Origin of the sequence: Burkholderia sp. SCN-KJ (assembly GCF_024656005.1) — a bacterium.
Classification (GTDB): Bacteria; Pseudomonadota; Gammaproteobacteria; order Burkholderiales; family Burkholderiaceae; genus Burkholderia.
On sequence record NZ_JANKOG010000002.1, the window covers coordinates 97,162 to 117,325 of the forward strand.

The 20,164-nt window shown below is 68.4% G+C and carries 19 protein-coding genes; 6 read left to right on the top strand and 13 right to left on the bottom strand.

Features of this window, described 5'->3' with window-relative positions:
• Nucleotides 1–129 precede the first annotated feature (129 nt).
• Nucleotides 130–2,019 carry a sigma-54-dependent Fis family transcriptional regulator gene (locus NQV17_RS03805; protein ID WP_257769008.1) on the bottom strand — a complete coding sequence of 630 codons (1,890 nt, stop codon included), beginning with the start codon at nucleotides 2,017–2,019 and terminating at the stop codon, nucleotides 130–132.
• 343 nt (nucleotides 2,020–2,362) lie between these two features.
• Between NQV17_RS03805 and NQV17_RS03810 the strand changes: the two genes are divergently transcribed.
• Both NQV17_RS03810 and NQV17_RS03815 read left to right on the top strand, forming a co-directional pair.
• Complete coding sequence (locus NQV17_RS03810; RefSeq protein ID WP_308235363.1) at nucleotides 2,363–2,638, top strand: DUF2964 family protein; 276 nt, start codon at nucleotides 2,363–2,365, stop codon at nucleotides 2,636–2,638.
• 243 nt (nucleotides 2,639–2,881) lie between these two features.
• A complete protein-coding gene (locus NQV17_RS03815; RefSeq protein ID WP_014898618.1) occupies nucleotides 2,882–3,169 on the top strand; it encodes a DUF1488 domain-containing protein in 288 nt (95 codons plus the stop codon).
• A gap of 167 nt (nucleotides 3,170–3,336) precedes the next feature.
• Here NQV17_RS03815 and NQV17_RS03820 read toward each other — a convergent pair whose 3' ends face one another.
• Genes NQV17_RS03820 through NQV17_RS03830 form a run of 3 tightly spaced genes read right to left on the bottom strand, consistent with a single transcriptional unit; the run spans nucleotide 3,337 to nucleotide 5,084 of the window.
• On the bottom strand, nucleotides 3,337–4,200 hold the full coding sequence (locus NQV17_RS03820) for an MBL fold metallo-hydrolase (RefSeq protein WP_257769011.1): 864 nt from the start codon (nucleotides 4,198–4,200) through the stop codon (nucleotides 3,337–3,339).
• Between the two features lie 4 nt (nucleotides 4,201–4,204).
• Entirely contained in the window at nucleotides 4,205–4,531 is a 327-nt protein-coding gene (locus NQV17_RS03825) for a hypothetical protein (RefSeq protein ID WP_257769013.1), read from the bottom strand.
• 13 nt (nucleotides 4,532–4,544) lie between these two features.
• Entirely contained in the window at nucleotides 4,545–5,084 is a 540-nt protein-coding gene (locus tag NQV17_RS03830; RefSeq protein WP_257769015.1) for a sugar ABC transporter, read from the bottom strand.
• Nucleotides 5,085–5,286: 202 nt separating this feature from the next.
• Here NQV17_RS03830 and NQV17_RS03835 point away from each other — a divergent pair, with 202 nt between their 5' ends.
• Nucleotides 5,287–6,138, top strand: a complete 852-nt coding sequence (locus tag NQV17_RS03835) for a LysR substrate-binding domain-containing protein (protein WP_257770209.1) — start codon at nucleotides 5,287–5,289, stop codon at nucleotides 6,136–6,138.
• Nucleotides 6,139–6,312: 174 nt separating this feature from the next.
• Here NQV17_RS03835 and NQV17_RS03840 read toward each other — a convergent pair whose 3' ends face one another.
• Nucleotides 6,313–7,614: an NCS2 family permease gene (locus NQV17_RS03840; protein ID WP_257769017.1), complete on the bottom strand. Its 1,302-nt coding sequence runs from the start codon at nucleotides 7,612–7,614 to the stop codon at nucleotides 6,313–6,315.
• A 767-nt stretch (nucleotides 7,615–8,381) separates the two neighbouring features.
• On the opposite strand from NQV17_RS03840, the gene NQV17_RS03845 reads away from it, so the two are divergent.
• Complete coding sequence (locus NQV17_RS03845) at nucleotides 8,382–8,660, top strand: hypothetical protein (RefSeq protein WP_027807295.1); 279 nt, start codon at nucleotides 8,382–8,384, stop codon at nucleotides 8,658–8,660.
• A 173-nt stretch (nucleotides 8,661–8,833) separates the two neighbouring features.
• On the opposite strand, the gene NQV17_RS03850 is transcribed toward NQV17_RS03845, so the two are convergent.
• The 5 genes from NQV17_RS03850 to NQV17_RS03870 form a co-directional block, all read right to left on the bottom strand.
• Nucleotides 8,834–9,208, bottom strand: a complete 375-nt coding sequence (locus NQV17_RS03850; RefSeq protein WP_257769020.1) for a DUF2917 domain-containing protein — start codon at nucleotides 9,206–9,208, stop codon at nucleotides 8,834–8,836.
• Between the two features lie 252 nt (nucleotides 9,209–9,460).
• Nucleotides 9,461–9,748 carry a hypothetical protein gene (locus NQV17_RS03855; protein ID WP_044846876.1) on the bottom strand — a complete coding sequence of 96 codons (288 nt, stop codon included), beginning with the start codon at nucleotides 9,746–9,748 and terminating at the stop codon, nucleotides 9,461–9,463.
• 90 nt (nucleotides 9,749–9,838) lie between these two features.
• A complete protein-coding gene (locus NQV17_RS03860) occupies nucleotides 9,839–10,744 on the bottom strand; it encodes a metal-dependent hydrolase (protein WP_044846877.1) in 906 nt (301 codons plus the stop codon).
• Between the two features lie 34 nt (nucleotides 10,745–10,778).
• Nucleotides 10,779–12,566 carry an SDR family oxidoreductase gene (locus NQV17_RS03865; RefSeq protein WP_257769024.1) on the bottom strand — a complete coding sequence of 596 codons (1,788 nt, stop codon included), beginning with the start codon at nucleotides 12,564–12,566 and terminating at the stop codon, nucleotides 10,779–10,781.
• A 49-nt stretch (nucleotides 12,567–12,615) separates the two neighbouring features.
• The gene (locus NQV17_RS03870; RefSeq protein ID WP_257769036.1) at nucleotides 12,616–13,515 is read right to left on the bottom strand and encodes a M24 family metallopeptidase; all 900 of its coding nucleotides are present in this window, start codon (nucleotides 13,513–13,515) and stop codon (nucleotides 12,616–12,618) included.
• 498 nt (nucleotides 13,516–14,013) lie between these two features.
• Here NQV17_RS03870 and NQV17_RS03875 point away from each other — a divergent pair, with 498 nt between their 5' ends.
• On the top strand, nucleotides 14,014–15,291 hold the full coding sequence (locus NQV17_RS03875; RefSeq protein WP_044846880.1) for a haloacid dehalogenase-like hydrolase: 1,278 nt from the start codon (nucleotides 14,014–14,016) through the stop codon (nucleotides 15,289–15,291).
• Nucleotides 15,292–15,404: 113 nt separating this feature from the next.
• Here the strand turns inward: NQV17_RS03875 and NQV17_RS03880 are convergent, their stop codons facing one another.
• The 3 genes from NQV17_RS03880 to NQV17_RS03890 form a co-directional block, all read right to left on the bottom strand.
• Nucleotides 15,405–16,178 carry a slipin family protein gene (locus NQV17_RS03880; protein ID WP_044846881.1) on the bottom strand — a complete coding sequence of 258 codons (774 nt, stop codon included), beginning with the start codon at nucleotides 16,176–16,178 and terminating at the stop codon, nucleotides 15,405–15,407.
• Nucleotides 16,175–17,734 (bottom strand): nodulation protein NfeD, encoded by a 1,560-nt coding sequence (locus NQV17_RS03885; RefSeq protein WP_257769040.1) that lies wholly within the window; start codon nucleotides 17,732–17,734, stop codon nucleotides 16,175–16,177. The genes NQV17_RS03880 and NQV17_RS03885 overlap by 4 nt, the downstream gene beginning before the upstream one ends.
• A gap of 121 nt (nucleotides 17,735–17,855) precedes the next feature.
• Nucleotides 17,856–18,890 (bottom strand): AraC family transcriptional regulator, encoded by a 1,035-nt coding sequence (locus tag NQV17_RS03890; RefSeq protein WP_124485282.1) that lies wholly within the window; start codon nucleotides 18,888–18,890, stop codon nucleotides 17,856–17,858.
• A 137-nt stretch (nucleotides 18,891–19,027) separates the two neighbouring features.
• Here NQV17_RS03890 and NQV17_RS03895 point away from each other — a divergent pair, with 137 nt between their 5' ends.
• The gene (locus NQV17_RS03895) at nucleotides 19,028–20,161 is read left to right on the top strand and encodes an acyl-CoA dehydrogenase family protein (RefSeq protein ID WP_257769055.1); all 1,134 of its coding nucleotides are present in this window, start codon (nucleotides 19,028–19,030) and stop codon (nucleotides 20,159–20,161) included.
• Nucleotides 20,162–20,164 lie beyond the last annotated feature (3 nt).

The window sequence follows — 20,164 nt, forward strand, 5'->3', positions numbered from 1 at the left end:
AAAGCGGGCGGCGAATCGGCAGCGAAGCGAGGCAAGGCAGCGCGATGCCGGAAGGCAACGCAAGCGCCAAGCATACCCGAAGCCGCCTGCGGCCGGCGCCCGTCGGGCGGGTGACCGGCCCGGAACGTGTCAGTGCCGGCGCAGGTAACGGTACACGGTATTGCGCGCGAGCCCGAGCTCCCGCGCGGCGGCCGATACGTTGCCGCCGTGCCGTGCGAGCACGGCATCGATCACCGCGGCCTGGTGGCTCTGCAGCGTCGTCGCTTCGCGCACGTCGGCCGGTGCGGCTTGCGCCGCGGGTGCGTCGTCGCAGTCGAGCCAGAAATCGTCGGGCAGGTGCGCGAGCGTGATTTCGGCTTCGTCTTCGGCGAGCATGCCGGCCGTGCGCAGCACGTTGGTCATTTGCCGCAGGTTGCCGGGCCAGCGGTGCCGCATGAACGCGTCGAGCACGTCGGCCGCGAGGCGGCCCGGCATCGGCTCGCTGCGCGCGAGCCGCGCGAGGATCCGCTCGACCAGCGCGGGCAGGTCGGTGCGCGCGGCGAGCGGCGGCAGCGTGACCGCGAGCCCGTTGATCCGGTAGAACAGGTCTTCGCGGAACGTGCCTGCGGCGATCATCGCGCGCAGGTCGCGGTGCGTCGCGCAGACCACGCGCACGTCGACCGGCACCGCGCGTGCGCCGCCGAGCGGCATCACCGCGCGCTCCTGCAGCACGCGCATCAGCCTGACCTGCTGCGCGAGCGGCATGTCGCCGATTTCGTCGAGAAACAGCGTGCCGCCGTCGGCCTGCACGATCTTGCCGGGGCTGCCGCGCTTGCGCGCGCCGGTGAACGCGCCGTCCTCATAGCCGAACAGTTCGGCCTCGATCAGCGAATCCGGCAGCGCCGCGCAGTTGACCGCGACGAACGGGCCGTCCGCGCGCGGCGATGCCTGGTGCAGCGCACGCGCGAGCCATTCCTTGCCGGTGCCGGTCTGGCCGAGGATCAGCAACGGCAGGTCGCGTCCGCGGATCTTCGCGACGCGTTCGAGCACGGCGGCCATCCGCGCATCGCCGGTGTCGAGCGTCGCGAACGTGATCGCGTCGGGGTCCGGCGCCCGCGTGCGCACGGCGGCGGCGGGCGGCGTGACGGCGACGGTCGTCTTGTGCGCTTCCGCGAATTCGCAGCGGGCGAGCACGCGCACGCCGGTCGACAGCGTGAGGCGGAACGGCGTGCCGGCCGCGCGGGCCGCCTGCTGCGCGAGCTGGCCGAAGTGCATGCCGAACAGCGCGTCGCAGCCTTGATGCTGCAATGCATCGAACGTCGCGCCGAGCTGGAATTGCGCGCTCCGGTTCGCGGCGATCAGTCCGCCGTCGGGGCCGAACGCGACGAGCCCGGCGAACAGCGAGTCGACGCAATCCTCGTGGGCGTGGAAGCGCAGCCGCAGCGCTTCCGCGCACTGGTTCGCGAACAGATGGTTCTCGATCAGCTGCGCGGACATCCGCACCAGCGCGAGCGTATGGGGGCTGAAGCCGCGCGGGTCGCCGCTCACGTCGAGCGTGCCGAGGGTGCGGCCGAACGGATCGATGATCGGCGCGCACGAGCAGGTCAGGATATGGTTCGCGCGCAGGAAGTGTTCCGAGCCGTGCACGGCGACGGCCTGGCCCGATGCGAGCGCGGTGCCGATCGCGTTGGTGCCGCGTGCGCCTTCGGCCCATGACACGCCGGTGCACAGCGCGACGCGGTTCGCCTTCTCGATGAAGTCCGCGTCGCCGATGCTGTGCAGGATCACGCCGTCGGCATCGGTGAGCAGAACGAGGCTTTGCGTGTCGGCGATTTGCGCGTGGAGGTTTTCCATCACCGGGCGCGCGTGCGCGAACAATGCGTGGTTCGTGTCGAGCAGTTCGCGCAGCGCGAGCCGCGACAGCGGCGAGAAATCGGGGCGCTCGTTCGCGCGCAGGCCGACCGCGGTCGAACGGGCATGCGCCTGCGCGAGCAGGTCGGTGCGGCCCGCGGTGGCGGGCAGCACGAAAGATTGAGGCATGTCTTGTCTCCTGTCGACCAGAGTTAGCGCTTTAGCGCTTACTCTGGTCCCATGCTTCGCGGTCGGCCGGAGTTGGCGCTTCAGCGCTTACTCTGGTCCCATGCTTCGCGATCGGCCTAAGTTGGCGCTTCAGCGCTTGCTCTGGTCCCACGCTTCGCGGTCAACCCGAATCCGCACATCAGCGCATTCCGAGGCCCCCGCTTCGCAGTCGAACCCCTTGGACGCCCTGCACCGCACCATCCGCCACCCGGGCCGCCGCCGTCGATATCGCCTCATCATACAAGCGCCGCGCACGTTGTGCGACTGCGTACAAAAACCCCTTGCTTTTAAGCGCCCGCCTGCAATGATGGAAATGGAACACGCGCGCGCCGTGTTCCGCAACGCAACATGCATGCGACGCGACATGCATCCGTTCGGGAGACGCATCATGGTTCGGACGGAACTGAGAGTCGTGCTGGCGGCCATCGCCACTTTCATCATGCTGGGCGGCATCGCCGTGGCGATCCACGGTCTGTTGTTCGACCTGAGCGACGCGGTGCAATACGGAGCGGCCGCGATCGCGGCGGGCGCCACGACCGCCGCGATCGCGCTGAACGTCTGGCCCACCGATCCTCACTGACGCCATTCGGCAAAACGGTGCCGGATGTCGCGCTGGTCAGAGGAAATGCGCGTCGGAACGACGCACATCGCAAATTTTGCCTCCTGCGCGAAACCGTCTAAAGTGGAATGCAACCGGCATGCATTAGTCCGCGCCATACCCCCGTGGATCGTGCCTCTGCCGACGAGCCCGCGTACATTTTCGTCCGGCCGGTAGCGGACGACGGACGCGGTCATTTGCTTTCTACCGGTCGAGGCGGCTCCCATGCAGATCCATTTCACGAATGAGAAGCCCGAATATTCGGGGCGCGACCTGATGCTTGGTTTCACGGCGCTGGTCAATGGCGAGCGCGTCCAATGTCAGATCACCGCCGAGGCGCTGGAGGATCATTTCGGTGCGGCATCGCCGCGCTTCGAGGACATGGTCGGTGCGTACGATCAGCACCGCGAGCGGATCGAGGCAGCCGCACGGCGGTTGCTGTCCGAGACGCGCGCGCAATGCGTGACGCTGCGCAGCGGCTACGTGCGCTTCTACGAAGCGAACTGGCGCTGAGCCGGACGACCGGGCAGCGACGGAGCGGGCGCCGGATACCGGCGCCCGTGTCATATCGGCGCAGGCTCGTCCGCTAGATCGCCCGCGCGGGACGATGCGCTGCACGGTCCGGGCAGCGTGCGGCGCGATGGCGTGCCCGCGTTCCGTTTCGCTCGATCCCGTTTCGCTCAATCAGAGTCGATCAGCGCATACGCGCCGCCCGTTGCGTCGTGCGTGCGCGCGATGCGTGCGAAGCCTGCGCCGGCGAGGTGCATGCCGGCAATCAGCAAGCGATCCGAAGCGACTTCGGCGAGCGTGGCCGCGCGGGTCGCCGATGCCTGCGACGGATCGTGATCGAACGCGATCGACACGTCGGGGCGAGTAACCTGGATCGGCGCGAAATGCACGAGATCGCCCCAGATCAGCAGGCGCTCGCCCTGCGATTCGACGCGATAGCCGGTGTGGCCGGGCGTGTGCCCCGGCAGCGGCACGGCGGCGATACCGGGCAGCACGTCGCCTGCCGCGATGGTGCGCAGTTGCGCCGCGCAGGCGTCGAACGCGCGCCGCGCGATTCGGACATTGACGCGCGCGCGCTCGCTGGCCCTCTCGTACATATCGTCGTCCAGCCAGAACATGCGTTCCCGTCCGTCGATGAGCACCTCCGCTTGCGGAAAGGCCGGGCGCCCGTCTGCGTCGAGCAGGCCGCCGATGTGGTCCGGATGCGCGTGCGTCAGCAGGACCGTGTCGATCTCGCGTGCATTGATGCCGGCTTGCGACAGCGACGGACGCAGCAGGCCGCCCCAGTTCCGGATGCCGCCGGCACCGGTGTCGACGAGCACGGTGCGGCCGTTGCCGCGTATCACGTAGCAGTTGATGTTGACCGCCGACGGCGTATGCATGCCGGCCCGGTGCATGATGCGGGTCGCGTCGTCGACGTCGATGTTCGACAGCAGATCGAGGCCGGCCGTCAGCGTGCCGTCGCTGATCGCGGTCACCGTGAAATCGCCGACTTGGCGGCGCGGGAAAGAAGGGCGTGGAACGGGTGCGCTCATGGGGTCAATGTCGGGCGTGAAGGTGGGTGGTGTCGTAGCCGCAGCAGCGGATGCGTGCGACGAATCCGGTGTGGCGGAGAATCTCGCGATCCAGTTCGGCCATGAACCGGTCCATCAATTCAGTGGTGCGAAATGATGCGATGCGAAAGCGGATCTCCGCGCTGACCGGATGCCCGCGGCCGTGTCGGATCGGCACGTACGCGACGTGGATCGTGCCGGGTGCGGCGCGCAACACCTCGGTGCAGAGCGTTTCGCAGGCTGACGACAGTGCATCGAGTGCCGCGTTGGACGGCATGCTCGTCCCGGGGATGAAAATCGTGACGCTGGGCATGGCCGGGCTCCCGTCAGCGTGAGGCCGACGTTGCCGTCGCGCTGACGAGCCGGTCGCCCATCGGCGCATAGCACCGGATCGCGGCGCCCGACGCATCGGACGCGAGCCGCGCCTGGTCGTGATCGAGAACCGCCAGCCAGCGAGCGGCCGGCTGGCGGTCCAGCGCGACCGCATGCATGGCGGTGGCTGCGATACCTGCTCGCGCGAACGGCGCGGCGTCGTCGCAAACGGCCAGCCATTGATGGCCGGAGACGGCCGGCGCGGGTGCCGCGCTGTCGTACACGTTGCGGCGCCATTCGACGATGTGCGGCTGCCAGCGCGCGAAATTGCCGCCGCCCTTGTCGCGATACTCGGCCGATGTCAGCACGTCCGGGCCGTCGATCGTATGCAGCGCGAGGTAGACGGGGCCGTCGCCGCCGAGGGCGCGAAAGCGTTGCGACGTGCGGAAGCCGGATACCGAGATCAGCGCCGGCAGTTTGACGCGGCTGTAGAAGTCGTTCCACTCGGCTTCGACGGCGGGCTCGGCGATGCTGCATTCAACGGCATAGATCATGACATTTCCACGGGTGGCGAGCGGCCTTCGGAAGCGATCGGCCGGCTCGACGGGTTGAGTTTTTGTCATGATAATGAGCGGAAGAATGGGCGGAAAACGATGATTCGTCACCGTTCAATGACATTTGATCAAGCCATGACCGACGGCGGTCGGACCGGGAGCAATCGTGACGCGACGCAGGATTCCGAGCAATTCGGCATTGATGGCATTCGAGGCCGCGGCGCGGCATGGGAGCTTCGCGCGCGCCGCCGACGAGCTGGCGTTGACGGAAGGCGCGATCAGCCGGCAGATCGGCCGGCTGGAGACGTTCCTGGGCGTCGCGCTGTTCGACCGGGTCGGCAACCGCGTGCGGGTGGCGCCGAACGGCGCGCGCTACGCGGCGCAGGTTCGCGAAGTGCTGGACCGGCTCGAGCGCGACAGCCAGTACATGATGGGGCAGCCCGGCGACGGCGGCAGCGTCGATATCGCCGTGACGCCGACGTTTGCGACGCGCTGGCTGATTCCGCGGCTCAAGGGATTCCAGACGCAGCATCCGAACATCACGGTGCATTTCGCCGATCGCGCCGAGCCGTTCGTGCTGGCCGGCAGCGGCTTCGACGCGGCGATTCACTTCGAGCATCCGGCCTGGGCCGGCATGCATACGTACCGGTTGTGCGAGGAGGTGCTGGTGCCGGTCTGCCATCCGTCGCTGCTCGCGGGCGGGCAGCCGGACACCTTGCTGGGCACGTTGCCGCGCCTGCACAAGCGCCAGACGCCCGATGCTTGGTCGGCGTACGTGCAGGAAACGGGGTTGCCCGTGAACAATCCGGCCGCCGGCGCCCGCTACGATCTTTACTCGATGCTGATCGCCGCGGCGCTGGCCGGGCTCGGCGTCGCGCTGGTGCCGCGCCTCTATGTCGACGCCGAAATCGCGCAGGGGCTGCTCGCGGCGCCCTGGCCGGACGGGCGGGGCGTGGTCAAGCGCTTCTGTCTCGTGCTGCCGGAGGCGCTGGAACTGGGCGAGGGGCCGTTGCAGACCTTCGCTCGGTGGGTGCTCCGGCAGGCGGACGCGTGACCTGATGCCGCTCGCACCAGGCGGGCGCCCATGTGAAACGACCCGGCCGCAAATGCGACCGGGTCGTCAGGGCCCGTCTTTCTCGCCATGCCGTGCGGTTCCGCGACGGGAACCGGGCGGCACTACACCCGAAGGTGGCGTCGTTTCATCATGCAGCGCACCGATGCGCGTGCGTCACTCGCTGCCGAGATAGAAGAAGCGGAACAGGAACACGGCCGCGATGATCCACACGATCGGCTTGACCGTGCGGGCCTGGCCCGTCAGCAGCTTCAGGCCGCCGTACGCGATGAAGCCGAACGCGACGCCGTTCGCGATCGAGTACGTGAACGGCATCAGCAGCGCGGTCAGCGCGGCCGGCACGGCTTCGGTCGCGTCGTCCCACGGCACGTCGACCATCTCGCGCAGCATCAGGCACGACACGTACAGCAGTGCCGGTGCCGTTGCGTAGCCCGGCACGACGCCGGCGAGCGGCGCGATGAACAGGCACGCGAGGAACAGCACGGCGACGGTGATCGCCGTCACGCCGGTGCGGCCGCCGGCCTGCACGCCCGACGCGCTTTCGATATACGCGGTGGTCGACGACGTGCCGAGCACCGAGCCCGCGACGATCGCGGTGCTGTCGGCGAGCAGCGCCTTGTTCAGGCGGTTCATCTTGCCTTCGACGAGCAGGCCCGCGCGGTTCGCGACGCCCATCAGCGTGCCGGTCGCATCGAACAGCTCGACGAGGAAGAACACGAGGATCACGTTGATGATGCCGGTCGACAGCGCGGCGCCGATGTCGAGCTTGAACAGCGTCGCGTCGATCGACGGCGGCGCGGAGAACACGCCGTGGAACTGGTTGCCGCCGAAGAAGAACGACAGGATCGTGACACCGATGATGCCGATCAGGATCGCGCCGCGCACGCGCAGGTGGTCGAGCGTGACGATCGTGAAGAAGCCGATGATCGCGAGGATCGTCGTGGGCTTGTGCAGGTCGCCGAGCGTGACGAGCGTGGCCGGGCTGCCGACGATCACGCCCGAGGTCTTCAGCGAGATGATGCCGAGGAACAGGCCGATGCCGGCGGTGATCGAGATGCGCAGCGATTTCGGAATGCCGTTGACGATCGCCTCGCGCACGCGGAACAGCGTGACGAGCAGGAACAGGCAGCCGGAGATGAACACCGCACCGAGCGCGGCCTGCCACGTGAAGCCCATCCCCTTGACGACCGTATACGCGAAATACGCGTTCAGGCCCATGCCGGGCGCGCAGGCGATCGGATAGTTCGCGTACAGCCCCATGATGATCGATGCCAGCGCCGCGACGAGGCAGGTCGCGACGAACACGGATTCCTTCGGCATGCCGGCATCGCCGAGGATCGCCGGGTTGACGAAGATGATGTAGGCCATCGTCAGGAACGTGGTGACGCCCGCGAGTATTTCGGTGCGGAAGTCGGTGCCGGCTTCAGCGAAGCCGAAATACCGCTTGATGGATTCCATGAAGGCGTTTTCTCCGGTCGGGTTGTCGTGTTGCTTGTTGTTCGTGCCGAATTGTTGTAAGGCAGCGCGAGGCCGGCCTACTGTAACCAGCCACTATTGGCGCGCTATCGGCGGATTGTAATAGCGCGGATAGCTCGGACGATATAGTTGCGGGGCACGATCGGCTGCGTTCGCGCGAACGGTCGGACAGGCCGGCCGCGCGAGGAAGGCGCGCATTTTACCGGTTCGGACGCAGCGGGCAGGTAGAAACGATGGAAACGATTCGATGAGGGGCGGCGGGCCGGGGCGGCCGATGCGGGCGCAACGGCATGACCGGCATGCGGCGTGCGATGGCATGTGATGACACGCGACTGCAATGGCGCACCCGCGTGCCGGACGAACGCAGGACGGTCGCAATGCATGCGCGAACGCGTGCGGCATGACCGGCGCGGGTGCGCAGCGGCCTGCAGCGGCCGTTCACTAGTCCAGGCGGTTGCAGATATCGGGCTATCCTGCGCCGAACCCGTTCCGTCCGCAACTGTCATTTCGCGATGCGGGCCCGACTGTGGTTTCTGTGTAAAAGATTGCAATACGTCATCGCGTTAACCGGCAAGTCTTTCTAGGATAGATACACCGCGCGCACACGCCGGCCAGTCGTTGCCGACGCGGGGGAGTCGCAGTCCGTGCAGGGCAGGCGGTGAAGTGCGGTGACGGTCGTTGCGCATTCGGGCAGGCGCGACCGGTTGCGATTGCCCGATGCGGGTTCGTCCGTCATCCCGGAGGTGAGCATGTTGAACTGGATCAGCCGTTGGGCGATGCGGCACGCCCCCACGCCGGAAAAAACCGCTGCGTCGATGCTCGTGACGGCGCGCATGGAACTGTTCGCAGCCGAACAGCGCGTCATCGATGCGAAATTACAGGCGGATTACTGGCGTACGCGGGTGTCATTTCTCGAGGAGGTGCAAAAGCAAGGCATCGACCCGTGGGTGACCTCGCAGGCGGCGCAACGCCCCGACCTCGATGCCACTCCCCGCAGCACGGGCCCGCGTCTCGCCGCCAGCACCTGATGCACGCGATGCATGCAAGGGTTGCGCACGGCGCGCGATCGCGCGCGGCACGCACGCGCGTGCCGCGTCATTCGATGCGCACCCGCGACGCATGGCGCCGCGGGTGCGTCCGTTTCCGGACGCGTTGATTCCGCGCGCTCCGGTGTCCCGTCGCGCGACGGAATCGCGCATCGTCACTCCCGTCTTCGCCATCGTCCGGCGAGCAAACGTTGCATTCGCGCGAGCGTGCGTCTCAGCCGTTCGCCGCGCCGCACGTACGCCGTCGTGATCGACGCTTCGGCCGGCCGGTCGTCATCGGTGCCGAGCCAGATGCGATCGCCGCGCGCGATGCGCAGCACGTCGCCGGGTTGCACCCAGTAGTCGTCGACGCTCGGCGGCCGCGTGATCCACAGCGGTGCACCGTGCGCACGAATTTCCGCATCGCCCGGCGCGCGCCAGGTGAGCGTCGTGCGCGGCGCAACCGCGAAACGGATCACGACGGTCGGTAACGCGATCGCGCCGGCGCGGCGTGAATCGGGACGGTCGAACAACGGGCTTGCCTGGTCCATCGTCTTCTCCATTCGTTGAGCCGGACGGATGACGCGCACCAGAACAAAAAGGCCTCATCCGTTTCCGGTGAGGCCTCGTGTGACATGCGGTACTGCTCGGATGCTAACGCACAAGCGCCTCCCGTGATCCATTCTTTCGAATGTTCACCGGGCAATGATTCGCGATGGCGATGAGCTTGAACGTAGGCATGCGAACGAGTTTGTCGATGTCGTACGGCGTTGTCAACGACTATTTTCGAGAAACGTGGCGCGTCACGCGTCGCGCTGGGCGAGGCCGTTGACGAGCAGTTCGGACAGCAGGCCCGTCATGCCGTTCGGATGCGTGGCGGCGCGTGCCTTCAGCTGTTCGACGAGTTCGGCGTTGAGCTTGCACGCGAACGGCACGAGGCCCTGTTCCTGGTCGAGCTTGCGCTGCGCGCGGCGATCGAGCTTCGCCGCGTCCTCGGCGCCCTTGCCGAAACGGGCGGAGCTCGACTGCTTCATCGCGTGCGTCAGCTTGAGCGCCTTGTTCTTTTCTAGATCGGTTTTCTTCATGGCCATCGCGGCACCTCCGGGAAATGAAGCCGCGATTGTACGCATTTCGGCGGACGCCGCCCGCCGATGCGGTGACGAAGCCGTCGACGAGCCGGCTCACGCGCCCTTCGTCGTGCCCCAGTTGCCGCCGTGCGCGGCCGCCTGCGCGGCCGGCGAGCGCGCCAGATACGCGAGCGCCTGCTCGGTCGAGCCTTCGTGGTGCGGCGTATAGCCCGGCTTGAAATAGCGCAGCGCTGCGCCGATCACTTTCCAGAACGACGGCAGGTGCCCGCGCCGCGAACCCTTCCACCACGCGAGCACGAAACCCGGATAGCGGCCCGCGGCCGGATCGCGCCGGTACATGAACTTCGCGCCGCTCGTGATGAAGTAGAGCAGCAGCACGATCACGAACGCCATGTGCAGGCAGCGCTCCGGGTAGTTGCCGCCCATGTGGTTGTAGATGTCGAACGCGACGGTCCGGTGCTCGACTTCCTCCGCGCCGTGCCAGCGCAGCAGGTCGACCATCGTCGGGTCGGCGCGGCCTTCGTCGAGCCCGTGCGCGTTGAGCACCCAGTTGCCGAGATAGCCGAAGAAATGCTCGAGCGACGCGATCACCGCGAGCTGCTGCCGCAGCCAGAAGCGCGTATGGCCGATCTTCAGCCCGAACGGCGCTTCGCCCAGCACGCGCGTGAACAGCCAGTTCAGCTTCTGCGTGAACGGCTTCGTGTCGATCCCGTGCCGGTCGTAATAATGCTTGAGCACGCCGCCGTGCGAGCGCGAATGCACCGCTTCCTGGCGCAGGAAGCCTTCGGCTTCGTCACGCAGGCGCGCATCGGTGATGTGCGGCAGCGCCTTGTTGTACACGCGGCAGAACCACAGTTCGCCTTCCGGGAACAGCAGGTTCAGCGTGTTGATGATGTGCGTGCTGCCCGGGTCGTTCGGCACCCAGGTGATCGGCGTGTCGCTGAAGTCGAACTTCACGTGCCGGGCCTTGATCTTGTGATAGTCGGCGGTAGCGGTCATCTGTGTCTCCGTTCCTGTGCGGCGCGCTGCGCCGTCAATGCGATGCCATGCTGATGCGGGCCAGCATCCGGCCGAGCCACGGCATGAAGCGGCCGACGAAGCGCAGCGCATGCGCCTCGGTGCCCACCGCCACGACCGGCCGGTTGCGCAGCACGCCGTCAACCATCGCCTGCGCGACGGTTTCCGGCTTCAGGCCGCGCATCTGGTACAGCTTCGTCGCGCGCTTGCGCAGCCGCGCTTCGTCCTGTGCGTTGGCGCCCGCGTATTGCGTCGAGGCCATGATTCCGGTTTCCGCGAAACCCGGGCATACGGCCGTCACGCCGATGCCTTTGTCCGCGAGTTCCGCGCGCATGCATTCGCTGAGCATGAGCACGGCGGCCTTCGTCGTCGCGTAAGCGGGCAGGTCGCGCGACGGCCCGAACGCGGCCGCCGACGCGGTGTTGACGATGTGGCCGCCCGCGCCGCGCGCGGCCATCTGCTGCGCGAACAGCCGCGAGCCGTGGATCACGCCCCACAGGTTCACGTGCAGGATGCGCTCCCAGTGCCGCTCGCTCGTGTCGAGGATGCCGCCGGCCATGCCGATGCCCGCGTTGTTGATCACGATGTCCGCGCCGCCGAGCTCGCTGCCGACCCATGCCGCGAGCACTTCCATCTCGTCGGCGGCGCCGACGTCCACGCGTTTCGCGTATGCCCGCGCGCCGGTCAGCCCGAGCAGCAGCGCGGTGCGCTCGGCGCTCGCGAGATCGATGTCGCACGCGACGACGGTCGCGCCTTCGCGGGCGAACGCGAGCGCCGCGCAGCGGCCGATGCCGCTGCCCGCGCCGGTGACGACCGCGACCTTGCCGCTGAACCGGCCGCTGGTCGCGCGGCGGCGTGCGTTCGCGAGCGCGGGCGGCTCTTCGCCCGATTCGACCGCGTCGATCAACTGCTCGGCGAGGCCCGCGAAGCGCGCGGGATCGGCGAGCGGCAGCCAATGGCCGGCCGCGACTTCACGGCGGTAGTACTGCGGTACCCAGCGCGACAGGTTCTCGGACAGCGCCGGGCTCACGTATTTGTCGCCGAGCGGCACGATCGTCTGCACCGGTGCGTGCGCGTAGCGCTCGCGCGGCGCGAACAGGCAGCGGATGAAGTTCGCGCGATAAAGGCGCACGCCGCGCGCGCCGTCGTCGGCCTGCGTCGGGCGCGGCGTGGCCGGGGTCTTCTCGATCCGGCGCAACAGGCCCGGCCACGCGCGGCCCAGCCACAGTCGCCAGCCGAGTTCAGGGACGAACGGCAGGTGGAACAGGTACACGTACCACGAGCGCACGAGCTGGCCGCCGAGTTTGCCGAGCGATGCGGGCGTCGGGTGCAGCACGCGTTCGCGCAACCAGAAGCCGACGTGGTCGAGGCACGGCCCCGAGCACGACGTGTACGACGCGATGCGGCCGGCGAGCCGCGGATCGGTGACGAACTCCCAGCCCTGGATCGAACCCCAGTCGTGCGCGATCAGGTGCACCGCGCGGCCGGGGCAGAGCGCGTCGATCACCGCGACGAAGTCGTCGGTCAGCTTCGCGAGGTGATAGTCGGCCGTGCGCTTCGGCACGCCGGACAGGCCCGCGCCGCGCACGTCGTAGGCGATCACGTAGTGCTTGCGCGCGAGCAGCGGCGCGACCTGCTGCCAGACGCTGCTGTCGTCGGGGTAGCCGTGCACGAGCACGACCGGCGAGCGGGCCGGGTCGCCCCAGGTTCGCACCGCGAGCGTGAGGTCGCCGGAGGCGACGGCCGTTTCGCTGTGGACCGATTCGAACAGGGCCAGCGGCGCTTCGTCGGAAAGAGGCTGCATCGTGAGTCCGTCGTTCAGGGATTCGGGAGGAAGGTGCAACGCGCGCGTGTCAGGCGGCGGCCTGCACGGTCGCGACGGCCGGCGCGCGTTCGGCCTGGCGGCGCTGCCAGCGGCGCACGTGCGGCAGGTCGTCGTCGAGCCAGTACGCGTCGTCGTCGGTGATCACCAGCAGCTCCTCGAATTTCGCGCCGACACCGGCGAAGCCGAGATGCGGCTCCACGGCCCACAGGCCCGGCACGGGTGCATGCTCGGAGCGGCGGTCGATCGACCACAGCGGCGACCAGCCCTGCTGCTTCGCCGCGCGGCCCTGGTCGAGCAGCAGGTTGCGCGTCGCGTTCAGCCCGAAGCGCGCGACGAAGCGCGGCTTCGACAGCTTGTGGATCTTCGCGACGCGATGCGCGAGCACCTTGAACGGATAGGCCTTGTGGCGCGGCTCGACGCCCTGGTGACGGCACAGCGCGTCGACCGCCTGCGCGACCTCGGCCATCGGGCGGCGCGCCTTCACGAGCTGCACGATCAGGTCGCGATGGTCCATCAGGTCGTCCTGCAGCTGTTCGAGGATCGGGTTGTGGCCGAGGCAGTGCGCGTAGCCGACGTCCGCGACGATCCCGTCGAGCACGGGCGCGACGTCGAGGATCACCGGCATGTCGGTTTCGAGCTGGCGGTTGCTGGGGAAGAACGCGAGGTTGAAGCCGCCCATGTGCTTCAGGCCCGAGAAGCCCTGGAACGCGGTGCGGTCGCCGAACCACGCGAACGGCTTGTGCAGCCAGTCGTGCACGCCGTTGTCCTGCAGCCATTCGGTCAGCAGGCGCGCGGCTTCCTTCTCGGTGATGCCGGGGTAGAGCATCGCGCCGACGGTCTCGACGCAGCGGTACGCGAGCTGCTGGACCGCGCGGAATTGCGGCAGCTCGTCGAGGTGGACTTCCGGCAGCGAATGGTGGGCGGTCATGATGCGTCTCCGTGTGTCGGCCCGGGTTCGCGCGTCGGCGCGACGCGGGTCCGGTGCAAGGCTGGGGCGCTGATCCGGAATGCATCCGCCGGTGATCCGCAGGCGGGTTATTCAGTCAGCATTTAATGTGTCATTGATCGATGTAAAGATCATAGCGGGTTCGACGTGGCGCGGAGGTGAGGACTTCTCCTAATGAAGGCCGAAATGGAGGGGAAGCTCTAGGTTTGCGGCGGTCGGGGCGGATGGCGTCGCTGCACACGCGTCCCGAGCGGGGCAGCCGGCCGGGGAGCGCCACGCGAGGCCGCGGCGCGGGCCTGGCATGTCGCGCTGGATCAACTCCCTGTCGTGTCGCGGCGAGACGCTGTCAAATTGCCGAAATAATTTCGTCACATCATTCGCCCCCGATTCGAAGCCTTCGCGGCTTCGCGGGGCCGGTGTGCCGCGCGTCGCGCGGGGGCAGCGACCGAAGCCGATTCGACCTTCCTGTGGAGACAGACCATGCAACGCCGCAAGTTCATGAACACCCTGGCCGCGGCGACCGCTGCGACGCCGCTGATGCTCAAGGCCGGCATGGCCGGCGCGAAGAGCGCAACCGCGCCGGACGCGCTGGACCCGGGCCGCTGGTCGCCGTTCAACGCCGCGCGCCTGCAGGCGGTGCTCGACCAGCACGGCGTCGCGAGCGCGCGCTACGACGGGAAGCGCCGCCCGTACGCGGTGTTCGACTGGGACAACACGTGCATCATGAACGACTGCGAAGAGGCGTTGCTGATGTACCAGATCAACCATCTGCAGTACAAGCTGACGCCGGACGAGTTCGTCGGCGTGATGTGGAAGGACGTGCCGAAGGGCGCGTTCATGAAGGACTACACGACCGTCGACGGCAAGCCGGTGACGATGGAGGATCTCGCCGCCGACGTCGAGTCCGACTACCGCTGGCTCTACGCGAACTACAAGGGTTTCGGCGGCGACAAGAGCCTCGACGAGATTCGCGAGACCGACCAGTTCAAGGATTTTCGCGCGAAGCTGTACTTCATGTACGACGCGATCTGCGATACGCATCCGCTCGAAGTCGGCTACAAGTGGATCATCTACTTCTACAAGAACATGACGACCGCCGAGCTGCAGGCGATGGCGGAAGCGTCGAACAACTACGGTATCGGCGACGCGCTGCGCAAGGTCCGCTACGAAAGCCCGAAGGCGCTGCCGGGCAAGGCCGGCGTGGTGGCCGACACGCATTTCCACGGCATCCGCATTCACGAGGAAATCCGCGCGGTGATGCATACGCTGCGTGCGAACGGCATCGACGTGTACGTGAGCACCGCGTCGCTCGACGATGTCGTGCGCGTATTCGCCGGCAATCCGAACTATGGTTACGGCGTGCCGCCCGAGAACGTGATCGGCCTGCGTCTCGACATGCAGGACGGCAAGTACACGAGCACCTATCCGGCCGGATGGCATTTCAACTGGGGGCCCGGCAAGACGGTGGGCATCCGCAACGTCCTCGCGTCGAAGAAGGGCTACGGCCCGCTGCTGGTGTTCGGCGACAGCGACGGCGACGCGTGGATGCTGCGCGACTTCAAGGACACCGCGGCCGGCGTGATCGTCAACCGGATGAAGAAGGGCGAGATCGGCGCGGACAGCAAGCTCGCGGCCGAGCAGATCGGCAAGCCGGACGCGCGCTTTCTGCTGCAGGGCCGCGACGAGCACACGGGGCTGATGATCCCGGACGAGAAGTCGATCAAGTACGGCAAGACCGACCGCAAGCTGCTGGCCTGACGCGGGCCGGGCGACGGGCGGCGGGCATCCGGCATCCGGCCGCGGCGGCCCCGCGCCCGAGCGTCGCCCGTCGGCATCGGCCGCGGCGTCGCTCGGGCCGGCGCCGGCCCGTCTCACTGCTCGCGCGGCGGCCTCAATCGCTCCAGCAACGCCCCCAGCAGATCCACCGGCAGCGGAAACACGATCGTCGAATTCTTGTCCGCCGCGATCGTCGTCAGTGTCTGCAGGTAGCGCAGCTGCATCGCCTGCGGCTGAAGTGCGAGCCGCTGCGCGGCCTGCAGCAGCTTCTCCGACGCCTGCAGTTCGCCTTCCGCATGGATCACCTTCGCGCGCCGCTCGCGTTCGGCCTCGGCCTGCCGCGCGATCGCGCGGATCATCGTCTCGTTCAGGTCGACGTGCTTGATCTCGACCGTCGACACCTTGATGCCCCACGCATCGGTCTGCGCGTCGAGCGTCTTCTGGATGTCGGCATTCAACTGCTCGCGTTCGGCGAGCAACGCGTCGAGCTCGTGCTTGCCGAGCACCGCGCGCAGCGTCGTCTGCGCGAGCTGGCTCGTCGCCTCGAAGAAGCGCGCGACCTGGATCACGGCCTTCTCCGGATCGACGACGCGGAAATACACGACCGCATTGACCTTCACCGACACGTTGTCGCGCGTGATCACGTCCTGCGCGGGCACGTCGAACACGACGGTGCGCAGGTCGATCCGCACGACCTGCTGGACGATCGGGATGATCAGCACGAGCCCCGGCCCCTTCACCTTCCAGAACCGGCCGAGCATGAAGACGACGCCGCGCTCGTACTCGCGGAAGATGCGGATCGACGATGCGACGAGCACCACGACGAAGACGATCAGGACGCTGCTGAAGCCAAACGTGTAGCCCATCATGACGGTGCTCCCTGGTGTTGTTGTTCGTGTGCCGGCACGTCGTAGAGCGGCGCGACGGTGAGCGTCAGCCCGTGGCGGCCGGTCACGCGCACGCGGCAACCGGCGGCCAGCGGCGTGCTGCTCGCGACGCGCCAGCGCTCGCCGTGCACGCGCGCCCAGCCCGCCGCCGACGGTGCGGCGCCGGCCGCGCCCTGCGGCTGGTCGGCGTGCAGGCCGTCGTCGAGCACTTCGCCGATGCTGCCGACCATCGCCTCGGCGCCCGTCACCACCGGCCGCCGCCGCGCGCGCAGCGCGACGCTCGACACGACGGCGACGAGCAGCCCGCCGCCGGCCGCGAGGCCCACGATCACCGGCCACGGAATGCCGTAGCCGGGCACGTCGGTGTCGATCAGCATCAGCGCGCCGATCGTGAAGGCGACGATCCCGCCGAAACCGAGCACGCCGAAGGTCGGCAGGAACGCCTCGGCGACGAGGCAGCCGAGCCCGAGCAGCACGAGCCCGAGGCCCGCATAGCTGACCGGCAGCAACTGCATCGCGAACAGCCCGATCAGCAGGCAGATGGTGCCGGCGACGCCCGGCAGCACGAAGCCGGGATTCGCGAACTCGAAGAACAGCCCGTAGATGCCGATCGTCAGCAGGATCAGCGCGACGTTCGGATCGGTGATGATCGACAGGAAGCGGCTGCGCCAGTCGGGCGCCAGCACGACGAGCGGTGCATGCGCGGTCGCGAGGTGCAGCGTGCCGGCGGTCGTCGTCACGGTGCGCCCGTCGAGTTGGCGCGCGAGGTCGGCCGGGTCCTGCGCGACCAGGTCGACGACATGTTGCGCGCGCGCCTCCGTTGCCGACAGGCTCAACGCCTCGCGCACCGCGCGCTCGGCCCACTCGGCATTGCGTCCGCGCAACTGCGCGAGGCCGCGGATGTACGCGGCGGCGTCCTGGGTCGCCTTGCGGATCTCGGTCGACTGCGTGTCGTTCGGCAACTCGGCCGGTGTCGCGGATGCGCCGGACGCGCCGGCCGGCGACGGCTTCGTCGCACCTGGCGCTCCCGGCGCGCCGCCGCCGATGCCGAACTGCACCGGCGATGCCGCGCCGAGATTGGTGCCGGGCGCCATCGCGGCAATGTGGCTCGCGTAGACGATATAGGTGCCGGCGCTCGCGGCCCGTGCGCCACCCGGCGCGACGAACGCGGCGACCGGCACCGGCGAGCCGAGGATCGCCTTGATGATCAGCCGCATCGACGTGTCGAGCCCGCCGGGCGTATCGAGTTGCAGGATCGCGAGCGGCGCGTGCTCGCGCGCCGCGCGGTCGAGCGAGCGGACGATGAAGTCGGCGCTGGCCGGCCCGATCGCGCCGTTGACCGGAATCACGACGACCGGTGGTGCGGCGACGGGTGCGGTGGCGGGCTGGGTAGCGGGGGGCGGCGCGGCAACCGCCGCGCACACGACGAGCAGCGCCGCGAACAGCGCGGCGCGCGCGACCCGCGCGGACAGCGGGTGACGGGGGCGGGCGCCGGGCGATGCAGGCGCCGGCGGCGGCCCATGACGGTGAATGTGCATCGGGGCGTCCGGGCGGCGCGCGGCCGCACGCCGTCCGGCTCGCGGAAAGGGCGTTGGCCCGATATTTGAAGATTAGGCGGTTTCGGCGGAAAGCGCGAAGGCGGTGCCGCCGGCCGCGCACTCAGCCGGCGCCGCCGCCCCGCGCGAGCGCTTCTTCCCGGTACTCGGCCGGGCTGCGCCCGCTCCATTTGCGAAACGCGCGGTAGAACGCGCTCGGTTCCGCGAAACCGGCGGCGGCGGCAACGTCGGCGATGGTCCGCGCCGGATCGGCCAGCGCCTCGAACGCGAGGTCGCGCCGCAGCGTGTCCTTGATCGACTGGTACGCGTGGCCTTCCTGGTGCAGCTTGCGGCGCAGCGTCGCCTCGGCCACGTGCAGCCGCGCGGCCATCCCGCCGGCGCCGGGCCACGCGGCGGGCGGCATCCCGCGCAGCACCGTGCGCACGCGCTGCGCGAGCGCGTTCGGGTTGCGGTACTTGACGATGAAGCTGGCCGGCGCGTTGCGCAGGAAGGTCTTCAGCGTCTTCGCGTTCTGCACGACCGGCAGCGTCGCGAATTCGGGATCGAAATCGACATACGAATCGGGCTGGTTGAAGCGCATGTCGTCGCACAGCATCGACGGATATTCGTGGTCGGCCGGCGGCGTGTCGCAGCGGAAGCTCGCGTGCAGCACCGGGATCCGTCGCCCGATCAGCCAGCAGGTGAGCCCGTACACGATGATGAAATAGGTCGCGTACGTAAACATCGCGGGCGCCGCGGCGCTGTTGCGGTGCACGAAGCGCAGCCGCACGCGCTGCGGGTTGGCGTCGAGCTCCGCGTGCAGGTCGTCGAGCACGCAGTGCATGAAATTCACCGCGCGCGCCATCGCGTGCAGTCCGTCCTGCGCGGACAGCGCGGCCTGGCTCATCGCAATGAAGCTGCCGCTGCGCATCGGGTGGCGATCCTGCCCGAAAAACTCGTCGTCGAGCGCGCGCGCAATCGCGTTCCACAGCGCGCCGTATTGCTGCGCCGACACCCGCGCGCGCGGCTGCGCGAGCAGCGCGGGCGCGATGCCGGCCTGCGCGAGCAGCGGCTCGGCCGCGACGCCGCGCCGGGTGGCGAGCGCGACGCTGTAGGCGACGAGGCTGATCGCGACGGTTCCCTTCTCTTCCTGCTTCATCGAAGCCGCCGGTATGGCAAAAACGCTCAGTGTAAATGAGCGGCGCGAGCATCGAACAGTCGCGCGCGCTTGCCTACACTTGTTGCATCGAAACGAAAGGTCGGTCGCGGCATGCGGCCGCGGGAGACAGCAGCGCCATGGACGAGCTTTACACCGAAGACCAGCGGATGATCCGCGACGCCGCGCGCGCTTTTGCCACCGAGGTGCTGGCACCGAACGCCGCGCGGTGGGACCACGACGCGCACCTGCCCGACGCCGTCGTCGCGCAGCTCGGCGAACTCGGCCTGCTCGGGATGATCGTGCCGCAGGAGCTGGGCGGCGCGTATACGGATTACGTCGCCTATGCGCTGGCGATGGAAGAGATCGCGGCGGGCGACGCCGCTTGCGCGACGATGATGAGCGTGCACAACTCGGTCGGCTGCGGGCCGATCCTCGGCTTCGGCACGCCCGCGCAGAAGGATCGCTGGCTGGCCGAGATGGCGGCGGGCCGCATCATCGGCGCGTTCTGCCTGACCGAGCCGCAGGCCGGCTCCGAGGCGCACAACCTGCGTACGCGGGCGGAGCTGCGCGACGGCAAGTGGGTGCTGAACGGCGCGAAGCAGTTCGTGACCAACGGCCAGCGCGCCGGCGTAGCGATCGTTTTTGCCATGACCGATCCGGAAGCCGGCAAGCGCGGCATTTCCGCGTTCCTGGTGCCGACCGACACGCCGGGCTTCATCGTCGGCAAGCCGGAGAAGAAGATGGGCATCCGCGCGTCCGACACGTGCCCGATCACGTTCGAGAACTGCGCGATTCCGGAAGAGAACCTGCTCGGCAATCGCGGCGAAGGGCTGAAGATCGCGCTGTCGAACCTGGAAGGCGGGCGCATCGGCATCGCGGCGCAGGCGCTCGGCATCGCGCGCGCCGCATTCGACAAGGCGCGCCGCTATGCGGGCGAGCGCGTGCAGTTCGGCAAGCCGCTCGCCGAGCACCAGGCGATCCAGCAGAAGCTCGCCGACATGGCCACCCAGATCAACGCGGCGCGCCTGCTCGTGCATCACGCGGCGAAGCTGCGCACGGCCGGGCTGCCGTGCCTGTCGGAAGCATCGCAGGCGAAGCTGTTCGCGTCCGAGATGGCCGAGCGCGTGTGCTCGGACGCGATCCAGATCCACGGCGGCTACGGCTACCTCGTCGATTACGAAGTCGAGCGTCACTATCGCGACGCGCGCATCACGCAGATTTACGAAGGCACCAGCGAAGTGCAGCGGATGGTGATCGCGCGACAGCTTTGAGTC

What these genes read in the sequence shown, in the direction of transcription:
- NQV17_RS03805 (WP_257769008.1), bottom strand. Translation starts at nt 2,019, where the DNA reads ATGCCTCAATCTTTCGTGCTGCCCGCCACCGCGGGCCGCACCGACCTG.
- NQV17_RS03810 (WP_308235363.1), top strand. Translation starts at nt 2,363, where the DNA reads ATGATGGAAATGGAACACGCGCGCGCCGTGTTCCGCAACGCAACATGC.
- NQV17_RS03815 (WP_014898618.1), top strand. Translation starts at nt 2,882, where the DNA reads ATGCAGATCCATTTCACGAATGAGAAGCCCGAATATTCGGGGCGCGAC.
- NQV17_RS03820 (WP_257769011.1), bottom strand. Translation starts at nt 4,200, where the DNA reads ATGAGCGCACCCGTTCCACGCCCTTCTTTCCCGCGCCGCCAAGTCGGC.
- NQV17_RS03825 (WP_257769013.1), bottom strand. Translation starts at nt 4,531, where the DNA reads ATGCCCAGCGTCACGATTTTCATCCCCGGGACGAGCATGCCGTCCAAC.
- NQV17_RS03830 (WP_257769015.1), bottom strand. Translation starts at nt 5,084, where the DNA reads ATGATCTATGCCGTTGAATGCAGCATCGCCGAGCCCGCCGTCGAAGCC.
- NQV17_RS03835 (WP_257770209.1), top strand. Translation starts at nt 5,287, where the DNA reads ATGGCATTCGAGGCCGCGGCGCGGCATGGGAGCTTCGCGCGCGCCGCC.
- NQV17_RS03840 (WP_257769017.1), bottom strand. Translation starts at nt 7,614, where the DNA reads ATGGAATCCATCAAGCGGTATTTCGGCTTCGCTGAAGCCGGCACCGAC.
- NQV17_RS03845 (WP_027807295.1), top strand. Translation starts at nt 8,382, where the DNA reads ATGTTGAACTGGATCAGCCGTTGGGCGATGCGGCACGCCCCCACGCCG.
- NQV17_RS03850 (WP_257769020.1), bottom strand. Translation starts at nt 9,208, where the DNA reads ATGGACCAGGCAAGCCCGTTGTTCGACCGTCCCGATTCACGCCGCGCC.
- NQV17_RS03855 (WP_044846876.1), bottom strand. Translation starts at nt 9,748, where the DNA reads ATGGCCATGAAGAAAACCGATCTAGAAAAGAACAAGGCGCTCAAGCTG.
- NQV17_RS03860 (WP_044846877.1), bottom strand. Translation starts at nt 10,744, where the DNA reads ATGACCGCTACCGCCGACTATCACAAGATCAAGGCCCGGCACGTGAAG.
- NQV17_RS03865 (WP_257769024.1), bottom strand. Translation starts at nt 12,566, where the DNA reads ATGCAGCCTCTTTCCGACGAAGCGCCGCTGGCCCTGTTCGAATCGGTC.
- NQV17_RS03870 (WP_257769036.1), bottom strand. Translation starts at nt 13,515, where the DNA reads ATGACCGCCCACCATTCGCTGCCGGAAGTCCACCTCGACGAGCTGCCG.
- NQV17_RS03875 (WP_044846880.1), top strand. Translation starts at nt 14,014, where the DNA reads ATGCAACGCCGCAAGTTCATGAACACCCTGGCCGCGGCGACCGCTGCG.
- NQV17_RS03880 (WP_044846881.1), bottom strand. Translation starts at nt 16,178, where the DNA reads ATGATGGGCTACACGTTTGGCTTCAGCAGCGTCCTGATCGTCTTCGTC.
- NQV17_RS03885 (WP_257769040.1), bottom strand. Translation starts at nt 17,734, where the DNA reads ATGCACATTCACCGTCATGGGCCGCCGCCGGCGCCTGCATCGCCCGGC.
- NQV17_RS03890 (WP_124485282.1), bottom strand. Translation starts at nt 18,890, where the DNA reads ATGAAGCAGGAAGAGAAGGGAACCGTCGCGATCAGCCTCGTCGCCTAC.
- NQV17_RS03895 (WP_257769055.1), top strand. Translation starts at nt 19,028, where the DNA reads ATGGACGAGCTTTACACCGAAGACCAGCGGATGATCCGCGACGCCGCG.